General features: G+C 73.6%; 24 protein-coding genes and 1 pseudogene. 11 read left to right on the top strand and 14 right to left on the bottom strand.

The window, feature by feature from the left end:
* Positions 1-85 precede the first annotated feature (85 nt).
* Positions 86-478 carry a metalloregulator ArsR/SmtB family transcription factor gene (locus ACFC8N_RS12735; RefSeq protein ID WP_362822168.1) on the bottom strand — a complete coding sequence of 131 codons (393 nt, stop codon included), beginning with the start codon at positions 476-478 and terminating at the stop codon, positions 86-88.
* Between the two features lie 91 nt (positions 479-569).
* Positions 570-1,712: a TerD family protein gene (locus tag ACFC8N_RS12730; protein WP_376288101.1), complete on the bottom strand. Its 1,143-nt coding sequence runs from the start codon at positions 1,710-1,712 to the stop codon at positions 570-572.
* 201 nt (positions 1,713-1,913) lie between these two features.
* Here ACFC8N_RS12730 and ACFC8N_RS12725 point away from each other — a divergent pair, with 201 nt between their 5' ends.
* From ACFC8N_RS12725 to ACFC8N_RS12715, 3 genes are all read left to right on the top strand, one after another.
* Complete coding sequence (locus ACFC8N_RS12725) at positions 1,914-2,180, top strand: GlsB/YeaQ/YmgE family stress response membrane protein (protein ID WP_071376074.1); 267 nt, start codon at positions 1,914-1,916, stop codon at positions 2,178-2,180.
* 152 nt (positions 2,181-2,332) lie between these two features.
* Positions 2,333-2,716 carry a BlaI/MecI/CopY family transcriptional regulator gene (locus ACFC8N_RS12720; RefSeq protein WP_071376075.1) on the top strand — a complete coding sequence of 128 codons (384 nt, stop codon included), beginning with the start codon at positions 2,333-2,335 and terminating at the stop codon, positions 2,714-2,716.
* A gap of 33 nt (positions 2,717-2,749) precedes the next feature.
* A complete protein-coding gene (locus tag ACFC8N_RS12715) occupies positions 2,750-3,682 on the top strand; it encodes a M56 family metallopeptidase (protein WP_376288100.1) in 933 nt (310 codons plus the stop codon).
* A gap of 460 nt (positions 3,683-4,142) precedes the next feature.
* Here the strand turns inward: ACFC8N_RS12715 and ACFC8N_RS12710 are convergent, their stop codons facing one another.
* The 3 genes from ACFC8N_RS12710 to ACFC8N_RS12700 all read right to left on the bottom strand — a co-directional run bounded on the left by ACFC8N_RS12710 (position 4,143) and on the right by ACFC8N_RS12700 (position 6,906).
* Entirely contained in the window at positions 4,143-4,745 is a 603-nt protein-coding gene (locus ACFC8N_RS12710) for a hypothetical protein (RefSeq protein ID WP_356023966.1), read from the bottom strand.
* Positions 4,746-5,092: 347 nt separating this feature from the next.
* Positions 5,093-5,872 (bottom strand): TIGR03943 family putative permease subunit, encoded by a 780-nt coding sequence (locus tag ACFC8N_RS12705; protein WP_376288099.1) that lies wholly within the window; start codon positions 5,870-5,872, stop codon positions 5,093-5,095.
* On the bottom strand, positions 5,869-6,906 hold the full coding sequence (locus tag ACFC8N_RS12700; RefSeq protein ID WP_376288098.1) for a permease: 1,038 nt from the start codon (positions 6,904-6,906) through the stop codon (positions 5,869-5,871). The genes ACFC8N_RS12705 and ACFC8N_RS12700 overlap by 4 nt, the downstream gene beginning before the upstream one ends.
* A 215-nt stretch (positions 6,907-7,121) precedes the next feature.
* Between ACFC8N_RS12700 and ACFC8N_RS12695 the strand changes: the two genes are divergently transcribed.
* Complete coding sequence (locus ACFC8N_RS12695) at positions 7,122-7,925, top strand: serine hydrolase (RefSeq protein WP_376288097.1); 804 nt, start codon at positions 7,122-7,124, stop codon at positions 7,923-7,925.
* Positions 7,926-7,929: 4 nt separating this feature from the next.
* Here ACFC8N_RS12695 and ACFC8N_RS12690 read toward each other — a convergent pair whose 3' ends face one another.
* Complete coding sequence (locus ACFC8N_RS12690) at positions 7,930-9,510, bottom strand: nitrilase-related carbon-nitrogen hydrolase (RefSeq protein ID WP_376288096.1); 1,581 nt, start codon at positions 9,508-9,510, stop codon at positions 7,930-7,932.
* A gap of 138 nt (positions 9,511-9,648) precedes the next feature.
* On the opposite strand from ACFC8N_RS12690, the gene ACFC8N_RS12685 reads away from it, so the two are divergent.
* Both ACFC8N_RS12685 and ACFC8N_RS12680 read left to right on the top strand, forming a co-directional pair.
* A complete protein-coding gene (locus tag ACFC8N_RS12685) occupies positions 9,649-10,890 on the top strand; it encodes a sensor histidine kinase (RefSeq protein ID WP_376288095.1) in 1,242 nt (413 codons plus the stop codon).
* On the top strand, positions 10,887-11,558 hold the full coding sequence (locus ACFC8N_RS12680; protein WP_356023951.1) for a response regulator transcription factor: 672 nt from the start codon (positions 10,887-10,889) through the stop codon (positions 11,556-11,558). Before ACFC8N_RS12685 ends, ACFC8N_RS12680 begins: the two co-directional genes overlap by 4 nt.
* 118 nt (positions 11,559-11,676) lie before the next feature.
* Here ACFC8N_RS12680 and ACFC8N_RS12675 read toward each other — a convergent pair whose 3' ends face one another.
* The gene (locus tag ACFC8N_RS12675; protein ID WP_376288094.1) at positions 11,677-13,482 is read right to left on the bottom strand and encodes an alkaline phosphatase family protein; all 1,806 of its coding nucleotides are present in this window, start codon (positions 13,480-13,482) and stop codon (positions 11,677-11,679) included.
* Positions 13,483-13,846: 364 nt separating this feature from the next.
* Between ACFC8N_RS12675 and ACFC8N_RS12670 the strand changes: the two genes are divergently transcribed.
* Together ACFC8N_RS12670 and ACFC8N_RS12665 are read left to right on the top strand one after the other, a co-directional pair.
* Positions 13,847-14,935 carry a hypothetical protein gene (locus tag ACFC8N_RS12670; protein ID WP_376288093.1) on the top strand — a complete coding sequence of 363 codons (1,089 nt, stop codon included), beginning with the start codon at positions 13,847-13,849 and terminating at the stop codon, positions 14,933-14,935.
* Positions 14,932-16,146, top strand: a complete 1,215-nt coding sequence (locus tag ACFC8N_RS12665; protein WP_376288092.1) for a PP2C family protein-serine/threonine phosphatase — start codon at positions 14,932-14,934, stop codon at positions 16,144-16,146. Before ACFC8N_RS12670 ends, ACFC8N_RS12665 begins: the two co-directional genes overlap by 4 nt.
* Positions 16,147-16,155: 9 nt before the next feature.
* Here ACFC8N_RS12665 and ACFC8N_RS12660 read toward each other — a convergent pair whose 3' ends face one another.
* Positions 16,156-16,506 carry a DoxX family protein gene (locus ACFC8N_RS12660; RefSeq protein ID WP_376288091.1) on the bottom strand — a complete coding sequence of 117 codons (351 nt, stop codon included), beginning with the start codon at positions 16,504-16,506 and terminating at the stop codon, positions 16,156-16,158.
* Between the two features lie 78 nt (positions 16,507-16,584).
* Here ACFC8N_RS12660 and ACFC8N_RS12655 point away from each other — a divergent pair, with 78 nt between their 5' ends.
* The gene (locus ACFC8N_RS12655) at positions 16,585-17,481 is read left to right on the top strand and encodes a LysR family transcriptional regulator (RefSeq protein WP_376288090.1); all 897 of its coding nucleotides are present in this window, start codon (positions 16,585-16,587) and stop codon (positions 17,479-17,481) included.
* A gap of 16 nt (positions 17,482-17,497) precedes the next feature.
* Here ACFC8N_RS12655 and ACFC8N_RS12650 read toward each other — a convergent pair whose 3' ends face one another.
* The 3 genes and pseudogenes from ACFC8N_RS12650 to ACFC8N_RS12640 form a co-directional block, all read right to left on the bottom strand.
* The gene (locus ACFC8N_RS12650; RefSeq protein WP_356023937.1) at positions 17,498-17,707 is read right to left on the bottom strand and encodes an antitoxin; all 210 of its coding nucleotides are present in this window, start codon (positions 17,705-17,707) and stop codon (positions 17,498-17,500) included.
* A 365-nt stretch (positions 17,708-18,072) separates the two neighbouring features.
* A pseudogene (locus tag ACFC8N_RS12645) lies at positions 18,073-18,765 on the bottom strand (polysaccharide deacetylase family protein); the annotation flags it as partial.
* Positions 18,762-19,433: a glycoside hydrolase family 11 protein gene (locus ACFC8N_RS12640; RefSeq protein WP_356023935.1), complete on the bottom strand. Its 672-nt coding sequence runs from the start codon at positions 19,431-19,433 to the stop codon at positions 18,762-18,764. The gene ACFC8N_RS12640 and the pseudogene ACFC8N_RS12645, both read right to left, overlap by 4 nt.
* Positions 19,434-20,016: 583 nt before the next feature.
* On the opposite strand from ACFC8N_RS12640, the gene ACFC8N_RS12635 reads away from it, so the two are divergent.
* Positions 20,017-21,204, top strand: coding sequence for an AI-2E family transporter (locus tag ACFC8N_RS12635; protein ID WP_362822153.1), 1,188 nt, complete (start codon positions 20,017-20,019; stop codon positions 21,202-21,204).
* A 323-nt stretch (positions 21,205-21,527) separates the two neighbouring features.
* Here the strand turns inward: ACFC8N_RS12635 and ACFC8N_RS12630 are convergent, their stop codons facing one another.
* Positions 21,528-22,085, bottom strand: a complete 558-nt coding sequence (locus ACFC8N_RS12630; protein ID WP_376288089.1) for a TetR/AcrR family transcriptional regulator — start codon at positions 22,083-22,085, stop codon at positions 21,528-21,530.
* A 105-nt stretch (positions 22,086-22,190) separates the two neighbouring features.
* On the opposite strand from ACFC8N_RS12630, the gene ACFC8N_RS12625 reads away from it, so the two are divergent.
* Positions 22,191-23,351, top strand: a complete 1,161-nt coding sequence (locus ACFC8N_RS12625) for an FAD-dependent monooxygenase (protein WP_376288088.1) — start codon at positions 22,191-22,193, stop codon at positions 23,349-23,351.
* A 160-nt stretch (positions 23,352-23,511) separates the two neighbouring features.
* Here ACFC8N_RS12625 and ACFC8N_RS12620 read toward each other — a convergent pair whose 3' ends face one another.
* Positions 23,512-24,438, bottom strand: a complete 927-nt coding sequence (locus ACFC8N_RS12620; RefSeq protein WP_376288087.1) for a hypothetical protein — start codon at positions 24,436-24,438, stop codon at positions 23,512-23,514.
* Positions 24,439-24,596: 158 nt separating this feature from the next.
* Positions 24,597-25,775, bottom strand: coding sequence for a DUF2306 domain-containing protein (locus ACFC8N_RS12615; RefSeq protein WP_376288086.1), 1,179 nt, complete (start codon positions 25,773-25,775; stop codon positions 24,597-24,599).
* Positions 25,776-25,859: the final 84 nt, after the last annotated feature.

Genomic DNA, 25,859 nt, shown 5'->3' with positions numbered 1-25,859 from the left:
GCGATAGCGGGCCAAAAGCGGACGAATTACCCACCCGCGTCACTCAAACCCTTTTCTTACAGAGGGACTTCGCGGATATCTCACCTCAGCCGCCGATTCCGCGCAGGCGGTGGACGGGGGCGGAGGCATGCTGGGTGCGCGCGGTGAGCTGACCGACCATCACCCGGACCAGGGTGACGACGTCGGGGTCGTCGATGTAGTACACCTGCCGTCTGCCCTCGCGGCGGGAGCGGACGAGGCCGGCGAGCTTCAGCTTCGCCAGGTGCTGGCTGACCGCGGGGAGGGCGCCGCCCACGCGGTCCGCGAGATGCGTGACGTCGCTCTCGCCCTGGGACAGGGCCCACATCAGATGCAGCCGGGCCGAGGAGGCGAGCAGCCCGAACGCCGCGGCGGCCTCGGCCAGCACCTCGGCGGGCGGGTCCTCGAAGCCGGCGGCGTTCTCCGTCACTGTCCTCTCCCGTCCCCGTCCCTGGCTCATCACAGCCGACGCACATGCGCCCACCCAGTGTAGGCGTCCGTCTCCGGCGGCCGTGCGCCACCGGAGACGGGAACGGGGCCGGCCCTCGGGATCAGTCCTCGTAGTAGTTGTTGACCTCGACGTCCGGTTCGTCGTCGTCGAACGCCTCGTTGAGCAGCGCGCCGCCGATGAGGCCGGCCGCACCGGCGCCGATGAGCGCACCGGTGCCGAAGCGGCGGCCGCCGCCCTGCTGGTGGTCGTGGCGGTCTCCGTACGGCTCCGCGTATCCCTGCTGCGGGTAGCCCTGCTGGGGGTAACCCTGCTGCGGGTATCCCTGCTGCGGATAGCCCTGCTGCACCGGCTGCGGGTAGCCCTGCTGGGGCGGGGTGTAGAACGGCGGGACCGTGGTCTGCACGCGCTGTGCGCAGCCGCCGCACGTCTGGACGGGGCGGGCCACACCCCACTGCGGGGACCAGGTCACGGTCATCGTGCCCGGGCCGTGGTTGGGGTCGAAGAAGCAGGTCACGGTGGAACTCCCGGTGGGTTGCGGAGATGCGGTGAACGCCGGGGCCGACGCGGCGGCGACCGACGGCCCGGAGGGGGCGGAGGACGCGGGCGCGGCCGCACCCGGTTGTTTTCGTATGGCGACCGGTGCCTGGTTCGGCGCCGGTGCGGGGCTCGGGGATGTCTCCCGGAGCACCGTCACGCCGTAGTCGGACGCGATACCGGCGAGGCCCGAGGCGTACCCCTGGCCGACCGCGCGGAACTTCCAGTCCGCGCCGTGCCGGTACAACTCGCCGAAGACCAGGGCGGTCTCGGCCGACAGGCTGCCGGACGCGAGGTCGTAGCGGGCGAGTTCGGCGCCGCCGTCCTGGTCGAGGACGCGGATGTGCGCGCGGAGCACCTGCCCGAAGGTCTGGCCCCGGCTCGCGGCCTCGTACAGCGACACGAGGAAGACGATCTTCTCGGCCTGCGCCGGGACCCGGGTCAGATCGACCTGGATCCGCTGGTCGTCGCCGGCGGCCCGACCGCCTGCGCCGCCGTGACGGACCGAACCGTCAGGGCTGGTCAGGTTGTTGAAGAAGACGAAGTGCTCGTCGGACAGCACGTGGCCCGAGGCGTCACAGAGCAACGCGCTGGCATCCAGCTCGTACCCCGTGTTCGCCTGCCAGCCCAGCCCGACCGTCACAGCAGTCAGACCAGGGGCCTGTTTGCCCAGCGACACATTGCCGCCCTTGGTCAGGGACACACTCATCCACGTCCTCCGCAGCCGCTCGCGCTTCCCGCGTCCATCACGATCAACGCAGCCGGGACTCCTCCGGTTCCCCAGTTGCGCAATGTCTTAATCATGTAGCAGAACCTCGACGGGACATCACCAGAGGCCTGCGACGACTGTGTGCTCACGTCAACCGCCCCTAGGCTTGCGCAAACACACAACCGACCGGAAGGCAACACCGTGGGCATCATCGGCTGGATCATCCTGGGCCTGGCCGCCGGAGCCATCGCCAAACTGCTCCTGCCGGGCCGCGACCCGGGCGGCTTCATCGGCACCACGCTCATCGGCATCGCCGGCTCGTTCATCGGCGGATGGCTCTCCGCCCGCTTCCTCCACCGCCCGGTGGAGAAGCACTTCTTCGACCTCTACACCTGGGGTGCGGCGATCGGCGGTTCCCTGGTGCTGCTCATCGGCTATCGCCTCCTGTTCGGCAACTCCCGCGACTGATCCGGGCGTTCCCGAATCTACAACACTGTAGAAGTATCGGGACGGCGCGACGCGAGGGACACTGCCGTCGGGAGCGTAAACCGGCCATGACCGGCGGCTCGGTACGATGTGACGTTCCTCCGGCAGACCTCCGTGCAGAAGGGAGACAGCGGGTGACGCACCCGGATCCGCGCCGGCCGCGCAGGGCGCAGGGCGCGCTGGAGACACAGGTGCTCGCGGCACTGCACGAGGCCGGGGGCCCGGTGACCGCAGGCTGGGTGCAGGACCGGCTGGCCGCCGACCTCGCCTACACGACCGTGATGACCGTCCTGGCCCGGCTGCTGGCGAAACACGCCGTGACACGCCGGCGCGAGGGCCGGTCGTTCGTGTGGCTGCCCACCGCGGACGAGGCCGGGCTGGCCGCGCTGAAGATGCGCAAGGTCCTCGACGGCGAGCAGGACCGACGCGCGGTGCTGGCCAGTTTCATCACCGCGCTGCCCGAGGGTGACGAACAAGTGCTGCGCGAGCTGCTGGACCAGGCCACCGACGAGGACTGAGGACGAGAGCCGAGAGTCGAGAGCCGAGCGACGATGGGAATCTTCGTCTTCCTCCCCCTGGTACTGCCGCTCACGGCCTGGCCGATCGCGCGCCTGGCCGAGCAGCGCCTCCATCCGCGCACCGCGACCGTGCTGCTGACCTGGGTGTCCACCGTCATGGTGCTGTGCAGCACGGTGTGCCTGGCGCTGCTGATGGTGGTCGGCACGGCCCAGCTGCCCGGCAATCCGCTGCCGGACGGCTGGTCGGACCCCGAGGTGCGCGAGAGCGTGCCCCGGCACGAGGTCGCGGGCAAGGCCGCCATCCCCGCGCTGCTCGCGGTCGTCACCGGCTGCGGCCGCGCCCTGCTGCGCCATCGCCGGGTACGGCGACGGGCCCACGCGGCGCTCCGGGGGCTGCCGCCCACCCAGGTCGCCGTGCTGCCCGACGCCCAGCCGTACGCCTACGCGCTGCCCGGCGGGCCGCGCGACCGGATCGTCGTGTCGACGGCGATGCTCGGCTGTCTCTCCTCCCGCGAGCGCCGCGCGCTGTTCGCCCATGAGCGCAGCCACCTGCGCGCCCGGCACCACCGGCATCTGCTGCTCGTCCAACTCGCCGCCTGCGCCAACCCGTTCCTGCGCCCGCTGCGGACGGCGGTCGTCTACACCGCCGAGCGCTGGGCGGACGAGGAGGCGGCCCGGGCGGTCGGCAGCCGCAAGGCCGTGGCCCGCGCGATCGGCACCGCCGCGCTCGTCTCCCGCCCGACCCCCGCGCCGGCTCTCGCCGCGCTGGCCGCCCCCGGCCCGCTCCCCCGCCGGGTCGCCGCACTGCTGGCTCCGGCACCGAGCGGCCGCGCCTGGCCGTCCTTCTTCACGACGGTGGGCCTGGCCCTGTGGACGGCGGCCGCCGGAGCCGCCCTCTCCGCGATGTTCTCGGCCAACTCGGCGGTCACGCTCCTGCTCCTGCTGCGCGCGGCGACGCCCCTGTGAGCACGGACCGACTGCCGTCGGCACAGGCCCGGAAGCCGTCCACCACAGTGGTCGGCACCGCGGATGTGATTGCAAACTCCAGGAGGTCCGGATGGTCCGGGTGCTGCTCGAACACGTCGATCCGATCTCCTGGTCGCCGTCGCGCCAGGCCGGGACAGCCGGCCACGCCCGACCTCGCGGGGCAGCCGTACCCGGGCCTCGGGCGGCCGGGAGACGGCGGAACGACCCGTGCGGGTGACACCGACGGGTCCGGCCGTCGGACGGGCCCCGGCACCCCTGGTGGGCGAGCGGTTTCCGTGGTGTGCTGGTAGTGGCGGGAAGGACCGAGACAGACGCGGAGAAGCGGTCGGGAACCGTGCACCGCGCAATCCGGACCCACGAGAAGCGGGTGGCCCTTCCCGCCCTGTCGCGCCGGGATGCCGGCAACGACGTACAGGCGTGCGGACGTGCGGGCGTACGGTCAGCCCCGGCCGCCGCTGAGGTTGCCCCACCGCGGTCCTATGTGCTTCCACTCCTCGTCCCACTCGGCCATGCGGCGCCGGATGAGCCGGGTGCGGACACCCCACCCCACGACCCAGACCGCCGCGCCGGCCGTCGGGGCGACGAGGGCGCCGGTGAGGGCCGCCTGGAGGTCGGCCGCGGCGCCGGTGACCGGTGGGGACACGACCCGGTTCGCGCTGTTCGTCCAGACCGTGATCCGGGAGCCGGCGGGGGCGCCGGGGACGATCTTCGCGCGGTCGGTGTGCACCGCGCCGTGCGCGTCCGTCCAGCGCACGGCGGCCCAGACCCGTCCGTCGTCGTAGCCGGTGCCGGAGGCGGTGGGCCGGGCCGCGTCATCGGTGATCACGGCGTGGACCGCGTGCACGTGGGCCCGCCGGACGGAGAACGCCGCGTCGGCGTTGTGGGCCGCCGCGAGGCCCGCGACGGCGCCGCAGAGGATGGCGAACACCCAGGTCGCGAGGATGATCCAGGCCTCGACGACATCGCTGTGCCGCCGCAGCGGGTTGCTCCGCCACCGCCACAGCCGTACCGGTGTGACCGTCGTGGGAGGTGTCCGGGCCATCGTCACCGCCTCCTCTCCACCGCCGGGCGAGCGGCGGGTGTCACGACTCCATCGTGCACCTCATTGCGGATCGCGGCGGGGCGAGAGCGCAAAAGATCCGCGCCATCGGGACGTCCGGCCCCCGGGAAGGGACTCAAGGCACTGTCCGAAGCCGTGGGCGAGGGGCCACGGTGGACTCAGGAGCGGCACCGATCCCCCGCGGTGCCGCTCCGCCCATGACGTGCCGAGACACCGGTGCACCGCAGCAGTCTCGTCGCCGATCCCGGGGAGCTGTCCCGCATCCGCGCCCGGCCGGATCCCTGGGCGGTGCGGCAGGGCATGGGCCACGCACGACGCCGCGCGCCGGGCTACGACGGGGTGAGCGGCAGGTCGTCGGTGTAGGCGTTGACCGGCTGGGCGATGGGGCGGGCGTCCGTGACGTCGAGTGCCGCCTCTGCCGTGCTCGTGCCGAGGGTGCCCCGGGGATGCCAGGTCCCGGTCACCGCGAGCCATGTGTCGGCGGGCGGTGCCTCGGTGCCGTACACGCGGACCTTGACGGTCTGGGAGTCGGCGGCGCAGCACGTGAAGATGATGCGGGTCAGGTACCAACCGTCGTCGTCCTCGGCCGGGGTGACGAACCCCGTGAGCCGCACGGCGTGGTTCCTGATGGCCAGGCTGCGGTCCTGCTGGACGCGCCGGGTGAAGTCCGTGAGGGTGAGCGGCAGGGGTGAGGTCGCGGGCAGCGGAGCGAATCCTTTCTTCTGCGCACTGACCGGCTTGGCGTTCGAGCGGGCCGCGGTGTACGCGCCGAGGGCGGGCGGGGCGTAGAAGAGCAGGCTGAGCGCCGGGAGGAAGAGCAGCCAGGCGACGCGCGGGGCGCCGGAGTGGTCGTGACCGTGTTCATGGCCGTGTTCAGGGCCGTGGTCGGAGGCGGGTCCCTGGCCGGGCTCGTCGTCGTACGTCTGGTCCCGGCCGTCCCCGAGGGCCGCCGAGGCCAGGCCGAGCAGCAGCAGGACCGCCCCGGAGACGATCAGCAGGGGGTGCAGGCCGGCCTTGACGTAGCGCAGGTAGATGTCGGTGAACAGGGCCGTGTGGAGCAGGCCGATGCCGGTCAGGGTCAGCAGCAGGGCCTGTACGGGGCGTCTCACAGCAGGGCGCCTCCGATCAGGACGCTCGCGGCGACCGCCACCACGGTGGTGGCCGTGGAGAACCGCCAGGCGAAGGCGCGCCCGAAGGTGCCCGCCTGGAGGGCGATGAGCTTGAGGTCGACCATCGGGCCGACCACCATGAACGCCAGCCGGGCGGTCGGCGAGAACCCGGCGAGCGAGGCGGCGACGAACGCGTCGGCCTCCGAGCAGACCGCCAGGAGCACGGCGAGCCCGGCCAGGAAGAGCACCGACAGCCAGGGCGAGCCGGAGAAGGTGTCGAGGACGGAGCGCGGCACCGCGACGTTGAAGGTGGCGGCGGCCATGGCGCCGAGCACCAGGAAGCCCCCGGCGTGCAGGAAGTCGTGCTGGAAGCCGAGCCGGAACTCGTTCCAGCGGCTGCTGCCGTGCCGGTGGCCCGTGTGCCCGTGCCGCAGTACGGGGCGCAGCCACCGTTCCTTGCCCAGCCAGAGCCACAGCCAGCCCATCACGGCGGCGGTGGCGAGGGAGGCGAGCAGCCGGGCGGCGACCATCGCGGGGCTGCCCGGGAAGGCGACGGCGGTGGCGGTCAGCACCACGGGGTTGATCGCGGGTGCGGAGAGCAGGAAGGCGAAGGCGGCGGCCGGGGTGACACCGCGCCGGATCAGGCTGTTGGCTACGGGCACGGAGGCGCACTCGCAGCCCGGCAGCACCGCGCCCGCGACCCCGGCCACCGGCACGGCGAGGGCGGGCCGCCTGGGCAGGACCCTGGTGAACAGCTCGGCCGGTACGAAGGCGTTGATGGCACCGGACAGCGCGGTGCCGAGGAGAAGGAAGGGGAGCGCCTGGACGGTGATGGCGAGGCAGACGGTGCGCCAGGCCTGAACGGCGGGCCGGTCCAGCCACTGGGTGCCGACGAGGAGGAGCACGGCCGCGGCTGCGGCCGCGATCGCGAGGACGGCGCCGTGCGGCCAGGGCCGGATGCGGCGCAGGGATGGTTCGACGGAGACGACCGCCACACCCTCGGCCACACCAACCATTTCATCCGTTTTTTCCATCTTCACTCCGGATGTCGGTTGTCCGGCCGACGATAGGCGAGGGGCGCCGCCCGGCCGCGCGTACACGCCGCCGTTCGGCCGGTCCGCACGCCGCATTCCGCCCCTTGGGGGCCCATGCGGCATGTCCGGTGGCTCTCCTCACAATTCACCGTGAAACGGGGTGACGGTGACGGCTGTCATGTCGTCCGGTGCCCGTTCTGGATACGTTCCGGGCCATGCCGTCCCTCACCATCCGCGCCCGGACCGGTCTTGTGCTGGCCGCGGCCGCGACCCTCGTGACCACCGCTGCGCTGCATCCGGCCCCGGCGTCGGCGGCCTCCTCGCCCGCCGGGACGCCGGCCCACGCCACCGCCGCCGTGCTCGACCTGGACGGCACCGGCCACGCGCCCGTCGTGCACGGCGAGGACACCGCGTACGACACCGCCAGCATCGTCAAGGTCGACATCCTCGCGGCCCTGCTGCTCCAGGCACAGGACGCGGGCCGGGGACTCACCGCGCAGGAGCGCGCGCACGCCGAGCCGATGATCAAGCAGAGCGACAACGTCGCGGCCGACGCCCTGTGGCGGCGGATCGGGCAGGCCGACGGGCTGACGGCGGCCAACAAGCGGCTGGGGCTGACCTCGACGACCAGCGGCCCCGGCGGCAAGTGGGGGCTGACCCGGACCACCGCGAGCGATCAGATACGGCTGCTGCGCGCCGTGTTCGACGGCGATGGAGACGACACGGCGGTGAAGACCGGCGCCACCGCGCTGAACGCCGGGTCCCGGGCCTACATCAACACCCTGATGAGCCAGGTGGTGCCCGAGCAGAAATGGGGCGTCTCGGCCGTCGGCTCCCGGCACGCGCTGAAGAACGGCTGGCTCCAGCGCACCACGTCCGGTCTCTGGGACGTCAACAGCGTCGGGCAGGTCACCGTGAACGGACACCGGTACCTCGTCGCGGTCCTGTCGAACGGCAGCGCCTCCATGGCCGAGGGCGTCTCCCTGGTGGAGCAGACGGCCCGCGGGGCGGTCGCGTAACGGCTCAGCGGACGCCCCGTGCCGGGCGCCGGGGCCGGACGACGGCGGTCGCCGTGAGCGCCGCGAGCGTGGCCAGGCAGAGCCAGGCGAAGGTGTCCCCGATGCGGTCGTAGACCGTCGTGACGCCGCGCACCGGGACGTAGGCGACCACCGTCTGCCGGTCCCGCCGGTCGGTCGCGAAGTAGTCGGAGGCGGCGAGGACGTGCCCCTCGCCGTCGTAGGCGGCCGACACTCCCTCGGCGTCCTGGCGGACCAGGGCGTAGCCGCCCTCGACGGCGCTCACCGCCGCCTTCTCGGTGTGCGCGCCGCCGTACTCCCTCCAGTCGTGCGAGGGGACGAGCATGATGTCGGCCCGCACCCGCATCAGGGCCGGGAAGTCGGCGTCGTAGCAGATGACGTTCGCGATGCGGCCGTAGGGCGTGCGGACGACGGGGACGTGCCCGTCGCCGGGCTCGAACGTCTCCGAGCCGGGGATGGGGTGGGCCTTCTGGTAGGTCCAGAGCACCGTGCCGCGGGGGTCGATGAGGAGCGCCTCGTCACGGCCGTGGGCGGGCGCGGCGGTGCTGTAGACGCGGACGCCGATCTCCAGGTAGACGCCGGAGCGGCGGGCCTGCCGCCGCGCTGCGGCGATGGCGGCGGTCTCGTCGGCCTCCCGGGTCCGGACGGCTTCCTCGGGCCAGATCACGATCTTCGCGCCTGCGGCGGCCTCCCGGCGGGTGGCCGCCAGCAGGTCGTCCTCGACCGCCGTCATCGCGGGCCGCACCGCGGCGGCCGGGGCGGCCGCGACGCCACCCGGGCGGTCGGCGAACCGGGCGAGCGTGGTCTTGAGCGCGTCGGTGACCGTACGGCCGGCAGTGACGCCCGCGACGCGTACGGTCGTGCTCTGGGGCGGGAAGAAGGCGAGCCGGGCGCCGCCCGCGAGCAGGACGCTCAGCAGCACGGCCGTACAGCCGAGGGCGCCGCGCCAGGACGCGCCGTCCCAGAGGCGGTTGACGGTGCTCGCGACGTAGCCGACGAGGAATCCGACGCCCCAGGGGCCGGTGACCGCGACGACCTGGAGGAGCGGCAGGTCCGCGTGCTGGGTGACGGCCAGCGAGCCGTACGCCGTGCCGAACGGGGACACCACGGTGACCAGGAACTCGGCGGCGGCGACACCGGCCGGGAAGACCAGACTCGCCGGCACCGGACGCAGCCGGGGTGTCAGCAGCCGGTCGGCGAGGAACGGCAGGGTCTGGAGGGCGGCCAGGGCCACGGCGCCGGCGAACACCACGGCGTTGAAGCCGATCGCCGACTCCTGGACCCAGAAGACGGCGGCCGCGCAGTGCGCCGCCCAGATCCACAGCGCTCCCGGCCAGGTGCGGCTCAGCCGGGTGAAGCGCAGCAGCAGGACGGGGAAGATCCAGGCGGCGACCGCGATGTCCCACCGGCCGCCGACGGCGAAGAGCATCGCGGCCGTGCCGAGCGGGAGCAGGGGCCAGGTGTGCCCGCGGGAACGGGTCGGCCGTGCGGTCGCCGGGAGGGGCAGGTTCTGTACGGCTGTGTCCGTCATGCTGCACGCCGGGTCGTTCGTCAGGTCGTTCGTCATGGCGGGGACGCTAGGGCGGGACGGCCCGGCCGCGGATCGGGCCCGGTGTCGATCCTGGGGCCTGCCGACGCATCTTTCGATGCGCGCCCGAGGGAGGATCCGGGCCGCCCCCGGGGTCGTCTAGCCTGACGGATCGAGATGAGTGCCCAGGTGAACGCCCTGCCCCGAGCCGTGCAACGCCGGCTCGCCACCCGACCGCGGCTGACGGACGCCGTGTGGGTCGGGGGGCTCACGCTGTTCGACATGGCCACGGTGCTGCACAGGTCGCCCGAGCCGCCCGGCTGGGGTGTGGCGCTGTGGGGCGCGCAGACCGTGCCGCTGCTGTGGCGGCGGACGGCGCCGCGTGCCGTGCTCGTCACGATGACGGGGCTGTACGTCCTGTTCCAGGCGCTCGGTCCCGTCCCGTCGAAGGTGCCGGGGCCTTTCCTGCTGATGCTCGGCGTCTACGCCGTGGCCCGGTACGCGCGCGCTTCGGTGAGCGGGCCGCTCGCACTGCTCAGCCTCCTCTCCGCGGCCGTCACGGACGCCCTGTCCGGGCACTGGGAGCCGCCGCGGCTCGGCTCGCTGGAGCCGATCAGTGTCACGACGTTCGTGTTCTTCTTCGCGCTGGCCTGGCTGCTGGGCCACGGACGGCGCCGGATCGACGCGGACGCGGCCCGGCTGCGCGAGCTGAACCGAAGGCTCGCGGCCGAACAGGAGCTCAACGCCCGGCAGGCCGTGCTCACCGAGCGCGCCCGTATCGCCCGCGATCTCCACGACGTCGTCGCCCATCACGTCAGCGCCATCGCCCTCCAGGCACGGGCCGCCGAGGACGTGCTCACCTCCGGTCCGCTCCAGCGGGAGGAGGCCGCGCACGGCGTCGGGGTCATCGCGCGCACCGCCGACACGGCGCTCACCGAGATGCGGCGGCTGCTCGGGCTGCTGTCCTTCGGCGAGGGCGCACACGAACTCGCGCCCGAACCGTCCCTGGACGGTCTCGACCGGCTCGTCGGCGTCGCGGCCTCGGCGGGCTGCCGCGTCGCCTGCGACGTCGAGGTGAGCGCGGCGCCGCCCGCCGGGATGCAGGTCTCGGCCTACCGGATCGTCCAGGAGGCGCTGACCAACGCGGTCAAGCACGCCGGCCCGGTCGTCGTGCGGATCGCCGTGCGCGGCGACGACACGCGGCTCACGGTCGAGGTCCAGAACGATCCGCCGGGCCCGGAGCACCGGCCGGTGCCCGGCGCCGGGCGGGGACTCGTCGGGATGCGGGAGCGCGTGGCGGCCTTCGACGGCGAGCTGGACGCGGGCCCGCGCCCCGACGGCGGCTGGCGGCTGCGCGCCGTCCTGTGCGCGCGGGCGCCCCGGGCGGCGCAGCCCTCCGGCTCGCGGGAGCGCCGATGACCGTACGGGTGCTCGTCGTGGACGACCAGGAGATCGTGCGGACCGCGCTGCGGCTCGTCATCGACCGGCGCGAGGGGCTGTCGGTCGTCGGGGAGGCGGGCGACGGCGAGCAGGCCGTCGCCCAGGCCGTGGCCCTGCGCCCGGACGTGGTGCTGATGGACGTACGGATGCCGGGTACGACCGGTGTCGAGGCGACCGGGCGGATCGTGCGGGAGTGGCCGGGTCCGGGGCCGGTGCCGCGTGTGCTGGTGCTGACCACGTTCGACCTGGACGAGTACGTGCACGCGGCCCTGCGTGCCGGGGCCGTCGGCTTCCTGCTGAAGAACAGCCGGCCCGAGCAGCTCGCGGAGGCGCTGCGCGCAGCGGCCGCGGGCGAGCCGGTCCTCGCCCCCACCGTCGCCCGGCGCCTGATCGACACCGTCACGGCGCTGCCGCCCGCGCTCCTGCCGACGGCGCCCGCGCCCGGCCCTGCGGACGTCATGCTGACCGAGCGCGAGGTCCAGGTCCTGGTGCTGGTCGCGCGCGGTCTGTCCAACGCCCGGATCGCGGCGGACCTGGGCCTGAGCGAGGCGACGGTGAAGAGTCGGGTCAACCGCATCCTGACCCGGCTGGGCCTGGAGAACCGGGTCCAGGCGGCCCTGTACGCCCACCGGGCGGGGCTCGCCTGACCCCCACCACGGCCGGGCCGACCCGCGTGGCCGGCTCCCCGGGCCGGTGACGCGAGGAGCGCGCACCGCGCACCGGACGGGCCGGGGTGCGGTGCGCGCCCGGTACGGCGCGGCCGGGTCAGCCGACGGTCACGGTGAACGGTCCGGCGAGGACCGTGTAGCCGTCGTCGGCGAGGTAGTACACGTCGTACGTCCCCGCGCCGCCGAACGAGCCGGTGGAGAAGGCCAGGGCGCCACTGGCGTTCGGGGCGTAGGCCCAGGTGCGGGACGACTGCGTGCCCGGGGTGACGCCCGCCGGGTAGACGCCGATCCAGTTCTTGGCGTTCGCCTGGGCCGCCGACGGCACCGCGTAGCGGAAAGTGACGTCGCCGCCGGACGTGACCGCGTTCAGGCCGGCGGTGAGCGTCGGCGTGGTCGCGGTGGACGGGGCGAACGCGGCGTTGAGCGGGGTGGCGTAGGTGTCGTTGGCGGTCAGGCCGGGCAGGCCGAGGGCGGCCTCGATGGTGCGGGCGATGCCGTAGTGGTCGTAGTGGGCCGGGCTGCTGGTGCCGGCCGGGACCGTGCCCTGGGAGCCGACGAGGGTGGTGGCCACGTGGTCGTAGCCCTCGTTCTGGCTCTCGTCCCAGGTCAGGATGAGCAGCGAGCGGTCCTGGGTCCAGGCCGGGGAGGCGAGGACCGGGGCGAGGGTCTGCTTCAGCCAGCCGTCCTGGGTCTTCAGGCTGGTGGCGCTGCCGTTGCCGGAAGCCTCGCCGTCGTAGTAGTCGTCGGCGGCGATCCAGGAGAAGTTCGGCGTGGTGGCGGCGGACTTCAGGTCGGTGGTCAGCTGCGTGGTGTCGAACAGGTGGGCCGCGCAGCGCGACGCGTTGCCGCTGACGTCGGTGTAGTTGATGAAGGGCGCGTCGTCGGGCTGGTAGTAACTGTCGTTGTTGTTCTTGGTGTTGCAGGGCGTGCCCATGCCCTGCTCGTAGGCCTTCCAGGTCTTGCCGGCCGCCTCGACGGTGTCGCCGAGGTTGCGCTCGGGGGAGTTGATGTTCGGGAAGTACGTGGCGCCCCGGGCGTAGGTGTCGCCGCCGGCGACGGCGAGGTAGTTCTCGTCGCTCGGGTGGTAGACGGCGTGGTGGTCGGTGAGCGTGGCGCCCTGGGCCATGAGGCTGTGCATGTACGGCGTGTCCGCGGGGTCGTTCATGACCTCGGAGTAGTCGGTGTTCTCCATCATGACCGTGAACACGTGGTCGTAGCCCGGGACCTTGGAGACGGGCGGCGCGAGCGGGGCGGGCGCGGCGACCGGGGTGTCCAGGGTGAGGGAGAGGTTGTCGAGGTAGCCGGTCTCGTGGGACGTCGACAGGAACTGCACCTCCACCTGCACGGACCGGGTGCCGGCGGGGACCGCGCCCGTGGTGCTGCGGGCGAGGAACTCGGTGGTGAGGCCGCGGTCGGAGGCGGAGACCGTCGGCAGCTTGGCGGGGGTGCCGAGGGGGTGACCGGCGCCGTCGTGGAAGTGCAGGCTCACCGCGACGTACCCGCCGTAGGTGGTCCAGCCGCCGAGCCAGCCGGACAGGTCGTAGTGCACCGCGCCCGCGTCGATGGCCGAGGCGGCCGAGCGGACGTCGACGGTCTGGGTCATCGCTCCGTCGCCGAGGTTGCCCGGGCCGAAGAAGGCCGTGCCGGGTGCCTGGCCGTCGCCGGGCAGGCCGAAGGAGGCGACGCTGTGGCACATGACGTCCGGGCCGCCGGCCTCGGTGGTCCAGCCGGGCACCGTCGTGGCGGCCGACCAGTCACCGGTGCAGTAACCACCGCTCTCCGCACCGCCGTTGACGATGAGATTGCCGCTGTTCCCGGCCGCCTGCGCGGGTGCGGGGGCGGAGACGATCAGTGCGCCGAGGAGGGCGAGCAGCCCGCCGAGGGATCTCCAGCGCAGTCGCATGCGTAGTACCTCGTCCCGTTCGTGAGATCGCCGTGCACGGCTGGGGCCGCACGGCCTGACTGTGCGCATCGAACGGGACATGAGTAGTGGCCGCCGCTGTCGAGCGGAAGAACCACGACCAAACTTGACCAGACAAGTTTGGGGCGACCGGGCGGGATTCCCCGGTCACGGACGGGCCGCCGCAGGGGATCCGCGCGGGCCGCGTCGGCCACGAACACCGGCCATTTCGTTGAGGCTTGAATCAGGATCCCTACATAATCCTTATTTGCGGTATGCCCCATTCATCCGCTTATCCTGGACGGCCCGGCAGGCCTCCGGCAGAGCCCCCTGCCACCACCCGAGACCAGAAGGAGATGGACCCGCCATGCACCGCGCGCAGCTGTCCGCCCTCCTCTCCCGGATCCGCCGGGCCGGTGCCGCCGAGGCCGCGCGGGCGACCGTCGCGGCCGGGCTGACCTGGCAGACCTGTGTGACGCTGCTGCACGTGTCCGCCCCCTACGCGGGCGCCGTCGCGGCCCTGCTCGTGGTCGAGACGACGGTGGTGGCGACGGTCGGCGCCGCCGGGCGCTACGCCGCCGGATGCCTGCTCGGCGTCCTCGTGGCGGTACCCGGAGCGCTGTACGCCGGGCCCGGCATGGCCGGACTGGCACTCGTCGTCCTCGCCTCCGCGCTGCTCGCCCGGCACGGGTTCCTCGGCCACCACGGCGTGCACGTCCCGACGACCGCCGTGCTCACGTTCGCCCTGGTGCACGGCCGCCACCCCGGCGAGCTGGTCACCCATCTCGCGGAGATCGCGCTCGGCATCGCCTTCGGCCTGGGATGCAGCGCGCTGCTCTTCCCCGCCGTACGCGTACGGTCCGCCGAGCGGGCGCTGGAGGACCTGCGGCTGCTGGTCGCCCGGCACCTCGACGGCCTGGCCGACGCGGTCGTACGGCGCGAACGGCCGCGGACCGTGCTCGGGCCGTCCTGGGAGGACGACCTCGACACGGCACTCGGCCGGGCCCGCACCGCCGTGGACGAAGCGCACGAGAGCATGCGCTGGAACCTCCGGCCGACCGCCCGGCGCCGCCGCTGGCACCTGGACGACCGTGTGCTGGGCACGCTCACCGGCGTCGCCGGGCAGGTGACGACGACGGGCCGGCTCCTCGACACGGAGTCCGCCGCGGCCGACGACCGCGGCTTCTCGCGGCCGTACGCACGCCTGCTGCGGACGACCGCCCTGTGCGCCTACTCCTGCCGGGGCGGCCGGCCGCACCCCGCGCTGCCCGCCGCCCGGCACGCCCTCGCCCGGCTCGGCAGCCCCGCCCGCGACCACCCGCCCGCGGCGGGCACGGACCAGCGCCTCCTGCGGCCCCTGGAGTCGGCCCTGACCTCCCTGTCCGCACCGGCGCCCGCCCCCGCCGCCCGGTCCCCCCGGACCCTCCACCCGCTACGGCACACACCACGACGATGACCCATCCCACCGACCACACCACCGATCACCCCGCCGACCTGCGGGAAACCGCCACCGGAGCGGACGTGCAGCGCCCGCCCCGGGCCGCCGCGCCGCCCTGGCCCCGCCGGTTCCGCCCGCGCGGGCTCCTCGTCCCCGTTCCCGTGCTGCTCATGGCGGTCGTCACCGTCATCGATCTGCTCACCCCGGACTGGCTGCACATCGCGCCCGTCCTCGCGGCGGTCCCCGTGCTGGCGGCCGTGCTGCTGTCCCGGCGGGCCACGGCGGTGCTCGCGTGCGCCGTGCTCGTGGTCACGTTGCTGCTCCAGTGGGAGGCGGGCAGCCTCGGACATCCGGACGCCGACGTCACCCTCGCCAGTCTGTTCGTCGTCGGACTCAGCTCGCTGGCCGCGTGCTCACTGCGGCAGCGCCGGGAGCGGCAGTTGCGCCAGGTGCGCTCCGTCGCCGAGACCGCGCAGCGCGCCCTGATGCATCCGCTCCCCCGCCGGATCGACTCGCTCGCCCTGTCCGGGGTGTATCTGCCGGCCGAGTCGGAGGCCCGGATCGGCGGCGACTTCTACGAGGCCCTGCGCACCCCGTACGGCACCCGGGTCCTGATCGGCGACGTGCGGGGCAAGGGGCTGCCGGCCGTCGGCGCCACCTCGACCCTGCTCAGCGCGTTCCGTGAACTGGCCTACCGCGAGCCGTCGTTGACGCGGGCGGCGGAGCAACTGGACGCCCGGGCCCGCCGCCACATCGCCGCGCTGGACGGCGCACCGGACCCGGAACCGTCCGCCGGCCACGAGCCGGGCGCTCTGTTCACCGAGCGGTTCGCGACGGCGCTGCTGGTGGAGTTCCCGCCCGGCGAGGCCGTGGCCCGCATCGTGCACTGCGGCCACCCCGAGCCCTACGTCGTCCGCGGGGGCGAGGTGCGCCCCTGCGAGCCGGAACAGCCGGGAGCGCCGCTCGGGCTCGGCGATCTGCTGGACACCCGACTCGCCGCGCAGGACGTTCCGTTCGGCCCGGGCGACCGTCTCGTCCTGTACACCGACGGCTTCATCGAGGGCCGCGACCGCCGGGGCCGCTTCCACGACCTGGCCGCCCGGGTGCGCGCGCACGCGGGCCGGCCGCTGGAGGCGATGGTGGCCGCCCTCCGCCGTGACCTGCTGCACCACGTCGCAGGCGACCTCGGCGACGACGCGGCCCTGGTGGCCCTGGAGCGCCTGCCGTGACCGCGCCGGTCAGCGGCCCGCCGACACCGCCAGGGCGCCTGCGGCCAGGGCGAGGAACAGCCCCGGGAAGGCGATGGTGCGGAACACCCGCGCCCTGACATGGGCGATCACCGCCCCGACGTAGAAGAGCACGAGACCTGCACCGGCCGCGATCCCCAGGGGGCGCGCCCCCAGCAGCCCGAGGAGCAGCCCGGCCGCTCCGGCGGCCTTCAGCGCGGCGAGCGCGGGCAGCCAGCTGCGCGGTACGCCGACCTCGGCCGAGTTGGCGAGCACGAACGGCGCCCGCGCGACGTCGGCCGCGGCGATGCCCGCGTTGGCCAGCACGGCCACGCAGAGGAGAGTCACATCGGCGATGTTCATGGCTCCACCCTCACCGGGCGGTCGCCGTGCCGTCCAATACCAGCATCTATAACGCATGGGAATGGCTAGCCTGTGGGGATGGATGTCGACACGCGCCTGCTGCGCTCGTTCCTGGCGGTCGCCGAGGAGGGCAGCCTCACGCGCGCGGCCGAGCGCGTGTTCGTGTCCCAGCCGGCGCTGACCAAGCAGATCCGGCAGTTGGAGAACCAGCTCGGGATGCGGCTCTTCGACCGCTCGCACACCGGGATGGCGCTGACCGACGCGGGGCACGAACTCGCGGGCCGTACGCCGCAGTTGCTCACCGCCTGGGACGACGCCGTGCGGGCCACGCGGGCGACCGGCCGGCAGTCCACGCGGGTGCTGCGGGTGGGGTTCGTGGCCAGCGCGGCCAACGAGGCGACGCAGGACGTCGTCGCCGAGTTCGCCCGGCGGCGGCCCGGCTGGCGGGCCGAGCTGCGGCAGGCGTCCTGGAGCAACCCGAGCGCGGGGCTGGCCGACGGCGAGGTGGACGCCGCGCTGCTCCGGCTGCCGTTCCCGGGCCAGGACGCACTGCGCGTGGAGGTGCTCTTCCGTGAGGCGCGCTGGGTGGCGCTGCCGAGCGGGCATCCGCTCGCTGGGCGCACCGAGATCGACTTCCGGGAGCTGTGGGATGAGCCGTTCGTCGCCGCTCCGGAGCAGACCGGGGCGTGGCGCGACCACTGGCTGGCCGCCGACGAGCGCGAGGGCCGGCCGGTCCGGATCGGCGCGGTCACCGAGCAGCCCGACGACTGGCTGAGCGCCATCGCGAGCGGCTACGGCATCGCCCTCGCGCCCGAGTCGGCCGCCCGCTTCTACGCCCGCCCCGGTGTGGTCTACCGGCCGGTCACGGGGGTGAGCCCGACGCGGGTGGCTGTGGCCTGGGCGCCGGCCGACGACCGGAATCCGGTCGTACGGGACTTCGTGCGCTGCTGTCTCGATCTCGCGCGCACCTCATGACCACTGCGGCCAGGGCTCAGTGCTTCTTGCCGTTCTCGCCCAGCTTCTCGACGAGGCCCTGCGCCTTGTCGACGGCCGTGTCGATCTTGTCGCTGTGCTTGCCCTCGGTGCGGTCGTCGAGGAAGTCACCGACCTTCTCCAGACCATCGGCGATCTTGTCGCCGTGCTCCTCGGCGATGTCCTCGACCTTGTCCTTGAGCTTCTTCAGGTCGTCGAAGTCGAACATGTGCCGTTCCCCTCTCCCGGGATGTCCCGGCCGCCCGGTCAGACCGGGACCATGATCCCACGCGACCGGGGCCGGGAAAGGCGGCCGCGGACGGCGTTCGAGGCATCGGGGGCGGCGCGCCGGAGGCAACCGCGCGACCGGACACGACGTCGCAAGCAACCGGGCGGCCGGGGCACGGCGTCGGGACGACTCGACGCCACGCCGGAGGCGTCACTCCAGCCGACGGGAACGCACGAGCCCCGTCGGCACGGCGCGGGGCCGCCATGCCGACGGGGACGCGGGCCGGTCGGGTCCGCCGGAGCGAGGGTCCCGGCCCGAGGGGGGACCGGGACCCGTACGGTCCGTGCGGACGGGAGGGGGTGTCAGCCCGTGGGTGCGACGGCGCGGCCCGACTGCGGGGAGATCATGCCCGCGCACAGGCCACGGCTCGCCAGGGTCTGCGCGATGCGCGGGATCGCGGCGAGCGTGGTGGCCGGCCACTCGTGCATGAGGATCACCTGGCCGTCGGTCAGCCGGGAGACGGCCTGGACGACGGCGTCGGCGCTCGCGCCGTTCCAGTCCTGCGAGTCGACGTCCCAGATCACCTGTCTCAGGCCGTACTTGGCCGCCACCGCCTGCACCGTGGCGTCGGTCTCGCCGTACGGCGGGCGGAACAGCCTCGGCGTACCGCCGCCGGCCGCCGCGATCGCCTGCTGGGTGCGGGAGATCTCGGAGTCGGTCTGCGCCTGGCTCAGCCGGGTCAGATGCGGATGGGTGTAGCTGTGGTCGCCGATCCACATCCCGGCGGCCGCCTCGGCCCGGACCTGCGCGGGGTAGGCGGCCGCGTACTGCCCCTCGTTGAACATCGTGGCCCGCAGGCCGTACCGCCTGAGGGCCGCCAGCAGCGCCGGGGTGTGTGCGTCGGACGGGCCGTCGTCGAAGGTGAGTCCGGCATACCCGGAGCAGGTGCCCGCGTGCGACGGGGCGGCGGCTGCGACGGTGAGCGTACCTGCGGCCAGCGCGGCGACGGCGGCGGTCGCCGTCAGCGGACGTAACGCGGGTCGGCGCGCGGCCCTCACGACGACACCGTGATGCTGGAGTTGCCGCTGCTCTGGTAGCCCTCGGTCGCGAGGATCATGTAGTACCTGAAGCTGCCGAGGGTCATCCCGGCGCGGGCCCAGGCGTCGAAGTGGTTGCCGGTGGAGATGGTGCCGCCGGTGCGCTTCGACTGCCGCACGCTCCAGTACTGGTTGAAGGTCTTGGTGCCCTCGACGGACGGGGCGTTGTACCGCGTCGTCTGGTAGATGTCGTACGTGCCCCCGTCACTGGTGACACTGCCCTTGTACGTCCCCGTGGGCCGGTAGGTGCCCCAGTTGTCGACGATGTAGTACTCGACGAGCGGGTTCGACGTCCAGCCGTAGAGCGACAGGTAGCCGTTGCCGGACGGGTTGAAGCTGCCGGAGTAGGACACGTTCCTGCGCGCGCCGGTGCTCCAGCCCTTGCCGGCCACGAAGTTGCCGGTGTTGCTCCAGTTGGTGCTGTAGGTGCCGCCGGAGCCCAGGGTCATCGAGACCGTGCCCTGCGCGTCGGTCCAGAACGAGTAGTAGAAGCCGTTGTCGGTGCCGGTCTGGTTCGTGGTGATGACCGTGGCGGCACGGGCGGTGCCGGGCAGGGCCAGTCCGGCCGCGGTGCCGAGCAGCAGCGCGCAGGCGGTCCTGCGGCTCGTCGCATGGTCGAGCGGGTTCATGGCGTACTTCCTCCTTGTGGGACGGTGGGCCGTGACGTGATGGGGAGTGTTGGCCTGGCCATGTCACCTGTCAACACATTCGGTTCATATTTCGAAACATTCGGCTGCGTGGCTCGCCCTACACGGACCCATAGATGCCCAAAAGCAGCCATCATGGGGCTTCGAATGTTTCGATGACGGCACGGTGGCAACGGCTGCGCGAGCTGTCGTACCGGAGCGTCACGCGCACCTTCGCCTTCGACTGGCCACATCCTGGCCGCCGCCGCACGTCCGCCGGATCCGAAGGCGCCGCACGCGGAGCGCCGGGCGGAGGCCGCCGCCGACTGGCGCTGTTTCGGCGCCCCTTGCCTCCTGCTGTGCCACATCGACCGCGCCATGGGCACGCCGGGTCTGCACGGCTGTGCAGGCCTGGTCGGCGTACCACCGCACGGTCGCCGAGGTCGTCTCGCCGGACGACGGGCCCGCGCCGCCCGCTCCTGAGCACGCGCGGGCGCGTTGCACGAGCCGCTTCCCCACCCGGAGCTTACGGTTTCCCTCAATGTGACCGACCGTCAGCACAGGTGACGGAGAGGAGCCGTGAGCGGTGGAGGGCGATGCGGGCCGACGGGCGGCACGGCCGGGCGGACGGCGGCGGGCGGGCGGTGTGCCGGGCAGCCGGCCCGGGTTCACGGTGCGGCTGCCGGCCTCCGCGCGCTCCCGGCCGGAGCCGGTGGCCGAGCGGACGGTGCCGTGGCTGCGGGTCGCGGCGGCCTACGCCTGGCGGCTCATCCTGGTCGCCATCGTCGTCTACGGCGTCTTCAGCGTCCTCGGCAGCTTCGAGCTCATCGCGGTGGCCCTCTTCCTCGCGCTGATCGTGACCTCGGTGCTGCGCCCGCTGACCGATCTGCTCGACCGGGTGCTGCCGCGTCCGCTGGCCGTCGCCGTCGCGCTGGTGGGCAGCACGCTGGCCCTGCTCACGCTGCTCGCTCTGGTGGGCAACGCGGTGGCGGGCGAGTCGGGGCGGCTCGCGGGCGAGTTCCGGGGTGGTGTGCACCGGATCGAGCAGTGGTTGCGGCGGCCGCCGTTCCGGCTGAGTCCCGGCCGGCTGTCCGAGTTGCAGAGCCAGGTGACGCACTACCTCTCCACCCACCGCTCGACCCTGTTCAGCAACGCCGTCAGCGGGCTGAGCCGGGCGGTGGAGGTGGTCACCGGGGGCGCGCTCGCGCTGTTCGCCTCGGTGTTCTTCATCCATTCCGGCGAGCACCTGTGGGGCTGGATGCGGGACGAGCTGCTGCCGAGCGCCGCCCGACCCGCCTGGGACCGGGCGGGTCGGGCGGCCTGGCGGGCCTTCGCCGGGTACACGCGCGGCATCATCATCGTCGCCGCCACCAACGCCGTTCTCGTCGGGATCGCGCTGCTCGTCCTGCGGGTGCCGCTGGCGCTGCCGCTCACCCTGCTGGAGTTCTTCGCCGCGTTCGTGCCGCTGGTGGGCTCGCCGGTGGCGCTGGCCGTCGCCACGGTCGTCGCGCTGGCCGGGCGCGGACCGCTGACGGCCGCGGCCGTCCTGGCGCTGATCGTGGTGATCGGCCAGCTGGAGGGGCATGTGCTGCATCCCCTGGTGATGAGCTGGGCGGTCCGGCTGCATCCGCTGGTCGTCGCCGTGTCGGTCATCGCGGGGAGCATCGTCGCGGGGGTGATCGGCGCGGTCGTGGCCGTCCCGCTGGTCTCGGTCGTCTGGGCGGTCCTGCGGGCGCTGCGCGCGGTGCCGCCGCCCGGTCCGACTCGCCTGTGAGGCACGGGAGATACCGGCGACCCGAACAAGGGATCAGTTGTTCGCTGGAACAGGTGATCGTCGCTCAGGAGACCGCCGGGGCGGGAGTGACACAACCATACTTACGGTGTGCGAACGACGGGCTGCAGACCGTGGTCGACGCACAGGTCCCACTTTCGGAAACACCGCAAGGAGCAGCACGACCATGAACCTTCTCACCGACATCCTCGCCGGACTCGCCCACTTCGTCGGGTGGCTCGTCTGACGCCACGAGGCGTGTGAAGAAGCGCGGCGCCGTCTCCTCGTCCCAAGGAGGCGGCGCCGCCGTCGTGTTGTCGCCCGGCTCAGCGCAGAGCCGCGGCCACGAGCCCGCGGATCTCCTCCGCGTGGACACGGCCGCCGTTCACCAGCCTGTCGAAGACCAGCCCGTCCACGCAGGTCAGCAGCGTGACCGTACGTTCCTCGGCGTCGGCCACCCCCTGTGCGGCGAGGAAGTCGCACACCGTCCGCCGTCCGCGGTTCTCGCGCGGTACCAGGATCTCGCGCAGCTCGGGGTGGTGCACGCTCTCGACCGCGCACGCGTAGCGCGCGAGCGAGCGCCTGCGCCCCTCCCCTGTGAGCCGCGCCCCGGCCAACGCGGCGATGCCGTCGGCCAGTTGGGCCGCGGTGCGCAGCACCGGCACCCCGGCACCCGCCTCCTCCAGCTCGGCCTGGTCGAGCGCGACCAGCCGCCGCACCAGTGCCGTGAGCAGGGCCTGACGGGTGCGGAAGTAGGCGGACGTGGTGCCCGGCGGAAGGTCCGCCGCCCGGTCCACGGCGCGGTGCGTCAGCCCCCGCATACCGGTGTCGGCGAGCACCGCTATGGCCGTGTCGGCGAGGAGGGTACGTCGGTCTGTGCTCACCCCCTCTTTCTACACCCCCGCTTCTACATCTGTAGAGGGCGGCCTGTAGGGTCTTCTACACCTGTAGAAGTGGCAGGCGGCACGCGAGGTCGAAAGGGGTCCGTCATGGGCGGTACGGCGGTGGTGGTCGGGGGCGGTATCGGCGGGCTGGCCGCAGCCATCGGGTTGCACCGGATCGGCTGGGACGTCCGGGTGGCGGAGCGGTCCGCCACTCTGGCCGACGCGGGCGCGGGGATCTCGCTGCACGCCAACGGACTGCGCGCGCTGGACGCCCTCGGTGTCGGTACGGCGGTGCGCGCGGCTGCCCGCCCGCAGTACACCGGGGGCACCCGCACCCCCGACGGCCGCTGGCTGGCGCGGATGGACGGCGCCGCGCTCGAACGCGCCCTCGGCACCCCGATCATGGGCATCCGGCGCGCCGACCTGCACCGGCTGCTGCGCGCGGCGCTGCCCGCCCCGTGCCTGCGCACCGGCGTCACCGTGTCCGCGCCGGACCGCGCGGCCCCCGACCGGGTGGCCGTGCCGGTCGCGGACGAGATGTGGGAAGCGGACCTGGTCGTCACGGCCGACGGGGTGGGCAGCCGGCTGCGCGCGCTGCTGTTCCCGGAGCATCCCGGCCCGGTCTACGCCGGTTCGACGGTCCTGCGGGCCATCACCGACCAACCCCTCGATCTCGCCACGGACTTCGAGCTGACGTGGGGCGAGGGAGCCGAGTTCGGGCACATCGGCCTCGCCGACGGCCGGGCCGAGTGGCACGCGGTGCTCACCGCGCCGCCGGGCGGCCGCCACACCGACCCGCTCGGCATGCTGCGCCGCCGGTTCGGCGGCTGGCACGATCCGATCCCGGCACTGCTGGCCGCGACCCGGCCGCAGGCCGTGCTCCACCACGACATCCATGAACTGGTCACGCCGTTGCGGTCGTTCGTCGCAGGCCGGGTGGTGCTGCTCGGTGACGCGGCACACGCCATGACGCCGAACCTGGGCCAGGGCGCGTGCCAGGCCCTGGAGGACGCCGCGACGCTGGCCGCCGCGCTCGCCACACAGACCTCGGTCCCCTCGGCACTGGCCCGCTACGACGCCGAGCGCCGTCCCCGCTCCCAGGCCGTCGCCCGCGCGGCCCGCCAGGCGGGCCGCATGGGGCAGCGGCTCGCCCACCCGCTCGCCGTCGGTCTGCGCAACACCGCGCTCCGGCTCGCCCCGTCCGGGGCGACGATGCGCGCGATCCTGCGGCACGCCGACTGGGCGCCGCCGCGTCTGGAGCGCTGAGGCCGCCGCCGGGGAACGCGGTCCGGCCGGTCGACGGTGGTGCCGGCGCACACCCCATGGAGGTCCGCGATGACGGCCGGATCCACCGCGGCGGGGCCCCAGCGGCTGGAGGATCTCGATCCGCTCCACACGTCGGGCGTACGGCCGGGGCCGCGTACGGTCAGCCGGTACCGCCCGGCACCTCACGCGTCCCGGCACCGCCCTTGAGCAGGAGCCGCCCGCTCGCCCCGGCCAGCAGCAGCCCGCCCACCATGACGATCAGGCTCAGTCCGGGCCCGGAGGCCCAGTCGACGTGGGCGGCGCGCACGGCCAGGACGACCGCCATGGCGAGTGCGGTTCCGGGCAGGGAGAGCAGGGCGGGCCGGGTGCGGTCGAGATCGTCCTCGGCGAGGGAGCCGAGGACTCCCACGCCGAGGGCGAGGGCCCAGACACCGAGGGCCTGCGCGTCGACGCGGTTGGTCTGCCAGGGCACGAAGTCGGCCCAGAATCCGGGCCGTACGAGCAGTCCGGTGCCGATGCCCAGCCAGGAGGAGCCGAGCACGGCGAGGGCCGGTTTGGCCCAGCCCGGCAGCGGCACGGTCCGCGGGGCGGCCGGTCCGGACCGGGTGAAGGCCTGTCCGGCCAGGCAGATCACCGCCGCCACGCAGAGCAGGCCGAGGGTGAGCAGCCAGCCGAGACTGAAGAACACGGAGATGATCGGGCCGCCGTGGGCGATGTACAGCCGGCGCACGTTGACCAGGCTGACCGCGAACAGACCGGCCGGCACGACGACCAGCGGCAGCACGAGGGTGCGCGCCTGCTGCCAGGTCGTCGCGCGGGCGAGCGTGAACAGCGCGGGCGCGGTGCCCAGCATCGCGGCACCGAGGAGTCCGGGGCTGAGCGGATCCGGCGACGGCCAGGCGCCGAGGACATGTCCGGTGAGGGCGACGACGGTGAGCACTCCCCCGACGAGCAGGTTGATCACCGCGACCGCGGTGGCCAGCAGCGCCACCCCGGCCGACAGCGGCCGGCCGGGCACGGCAGCCGAGCGGGCGGACGGGGGCGCGGGGGTCGCCGTCGGTACGGCGGGGTCGGTCGGTTCGGCCATGACGGATTCCGTTTCCGGGGAGGTTTCCGGGTGACTGCCGGGGTGTTTGCCGGGGTGATGTCCGGGTGTCTTCCGGGGAGTTGGCGCTCGGGTCGGAGGACGGGCGGACGACGGCTGTACGCGTGCGCGCCGGCCGGTTCCGGGCGGCTGACCCGGCTTCACGGCACGGCGGTCGGCGTCCGGGACACGGGCGGCGCCGCGGGCAGGGCGCGGCGGCGGACCTCACGGGCGTACAGCAGGCGCAGGCTCACCACGGCGGTGGCGCCGAAGGCCGTGAGCCCGCAGCCGATGGCGACACCCGCGGTGAGCGCGGTGAACGGGCCCAGTCCCAGGCTGTGTTGGAAGAGCGCGACCGCTCCGGCGGAGAGCGCGGGGGCCAGGCAGAGGCCGGTGAGCTGGATCCGCCACTCCTCGCGGGCCCAGTCCCGGCCCGCGCGGGCGGCGCGCCGGGCGCCTGCGGCCATCACGGTGTAGGCCATGGCGTAGGGCAGCAGGTAGGCGGTCAGCAGCCGGTTTCCGGGCGTGCCGTAGGACGTGAGGGCGTGAGCGAGCCAGAGCAGAGCGGCCGCTCCGGCCAGGTGGGCCGCGGCGGTGACGGGAAGCGGGGCCCAGGAGCGGCCGAGGCCCTCGACGGTGTCCCGGTGGTCGCGGGCGCGGGCGGCGAGCAGCGCGCCGAACACGACGAGGGAGCCGAGGTGCATGATCGCCACCCGGTTGACCTCCGTCATCGGCAGTCCGGGCAGCAGCGCCGGCAGGGCGCCCCACTCCAGCCGCAGCAGGGGCGCGGTCAGCAGGTACCCGTAAGCGAGCAGCATCCAGCGCTGGTGCAGGTCGGGCAGGCGGCCGACGGCGGCGAGGATGCCGAAGGCGACGCTCAGGACGGTGCCGACGAGGATCGTGGCGAGGACGATCCAGAAGGCCGTTCCGCTGAAGGCGTCCCGGGGTGGGGTGCGGGCGAGGTAGAGGCCGGCGCCCGCCATGGAGGCGCAGACCGTGACGGCGAACAGCACACCCAGCGCGCGGTGCAGGCGTACGCGGCGGCGGGCGGCGGTCAGCAGCTGCGCCGGACCGAGGAGCATGAGCAGTCCGCCGAGAACGGAGTGCACGATCATCGGGACGAGGCTGTGCCGGTAGGGGGCGACCCGGGTCGCGAACGCGTCGGCGACGTACCGGGGCGAAACCGTGTGGGCCAGCAGCCACGCGCCCGGGGCCGGGGCGCCGGGGCGGGCGTAGGACCACAGTTCGGTCATCGCGAGGGGCGCGTACCAGAGGCATACGGCCGTCACGGCCACCGCGGCGGCGCGGCGCCAGGTGCTGCTGCTCGTCCACGAACGCACGGCGCCCCCTGTTCCTCGCGGCCCGGTGACAGTCTCTTCTGGACCGTCTCTTCTGGACTATGCGCGTTACCGACGGTAGGGCCG

Origin of the sequence: Streptomyces sp. NPDC055966, from assembly GCF_042269865.1 — a bacterium.
In the GTDB taxonomy this organism is placed as follows: Bacteria; Actinomycetota; Actinomycetes; order Streptomycetales; family Streptomycetaceae; genus Streptomyces.
This window is presented reverse-complemented; position numbering and strand designations above follow the sequence as displayed.

Coding starts and splice junctions, on each gene's coding strand:
- ACFC8N_RS12735 (WP_362822168.1), bottom strand. CDS start 478: ATGAGCCAGGGACGGGGACGGGAGAGGACAGTGACGGAGAACGCCGCC.
- ACFC8N_RS12730 (WP_376288101.1), bottom strand. CDS start 1,712: ATGAGTGTGTCCCTGACCAAGGGCGGCAATGTGTCGCTGGGCAAACAG.
- ACFC8N_RS12715 (WP_376288100.1), top strand. CDS start 2,750: ATGGGAATCTTCGTCTTCCTCCCCCTGGTACTGCCGCTCACGGCCTGG.
- ACFC8N_RS12710 (WP_356023966.1), bottom strand. CDS start 4,745: ATGGCCCGGACACCTCCCACGACGGTCACACCGGTACGGCTGTGGCGG.
- ACFC8N_RS12700 (WP_376288098.1), bottom strand. CDS start 6,906: ATGGAAAAAACGGATGAAATGGTTGGTGTGGCCGAGGGTGTGGCGGTC.
- ACFC8N_RS12695 (WP_376288097.1), top strand. CDS start 7,122: ATGCCGTCCCTCACCATCCGCGCCCGGACCGGTCTTGTGCTGGCCGCG.
- ACFC8N_RS12690 (WP_376288096.1), bottom strand. CDS start 9,510: ATGACGAACGACCTGACGAACGACCCGGCGTGCAGCATGACGGACACA.
- ACFC8N_RS12685 (WP_376288095.1), top strand. CDS start 9,649: ATGAGTGCCCAGGTGAACGCCCTGCCCCGAGCCGTGCAACGCCGGCTC.
- ACFC8N_RS12680 (WP_356023951.1), top strand. CDS start 10,887: ATGACCGTACGGGTGCTCGTCGTGGACGACCAGGAGATCGTGCGGACC.
- ACFC8N_RS12675 (WP_376288094.1), bottom strand. CDS start 13,482: ATGCGACTGCGCTGGAGATCCCTCGGCGGGCTGCTCGCCCTCCTCGGC.
- ACFC8N_RS12670 (WP_376288093.1), top strand. CDS start 13,847: ATGCACCGCGCGCAGCTGTCCGCCCTCCTCTCCCGGATCCGCCGGGCC.
- ACFC8N_RS12665 (WP_376288092.1), top strand. CDS start 14,932: ATGACCCATCCCACCGACCACACCACCGATCACCCCGCCGACCTGCGG.
- ACFC8N_RS12660 (WP_376288091.1), bottom strand. CDS start 16,506: ATGAACATCGCCGATGTGACTCTCCTCTGCGTGGCCGTGCTGGCCAAC.
- ACFC8N_RS12655 (WP_376288090.1), top strand. CDS start 16,585: ATGGATGTCGACACGCGCCTGCTGCGCTCGTTCCTGGCGGTCGCCGAG.
- ACFC8N_RS12650 (WP_356023937.1), bottom strand. CDS start 17,707: ATGTTCGACTTCGACGACCTGAAGAAGCTCAAGGACAAGGTCGAGGAC.
- ACFC8N_RS12640 (WP_356023935.1), bottom strand. CDS start 19,433: ATGAACCCGCTCGACCATGCGACGAGCCGCAGGACCGCCTGCGCGCTG.
- ACFC8N_RS12625 (WP_376288088.1), top strand. CDS start 22,191: ATGGGCGGTACGGCGGTGGTGGTCGGGGGCGGTATCGGCGGGCTGGCC.
- ACFC8N_RS12620 (WP_376288087.1), bottom strand. CDS start 24,438: ATGGCCGAACCGACCGACCCCGCCGTACCGACGGCGACCCCCGCGCCC.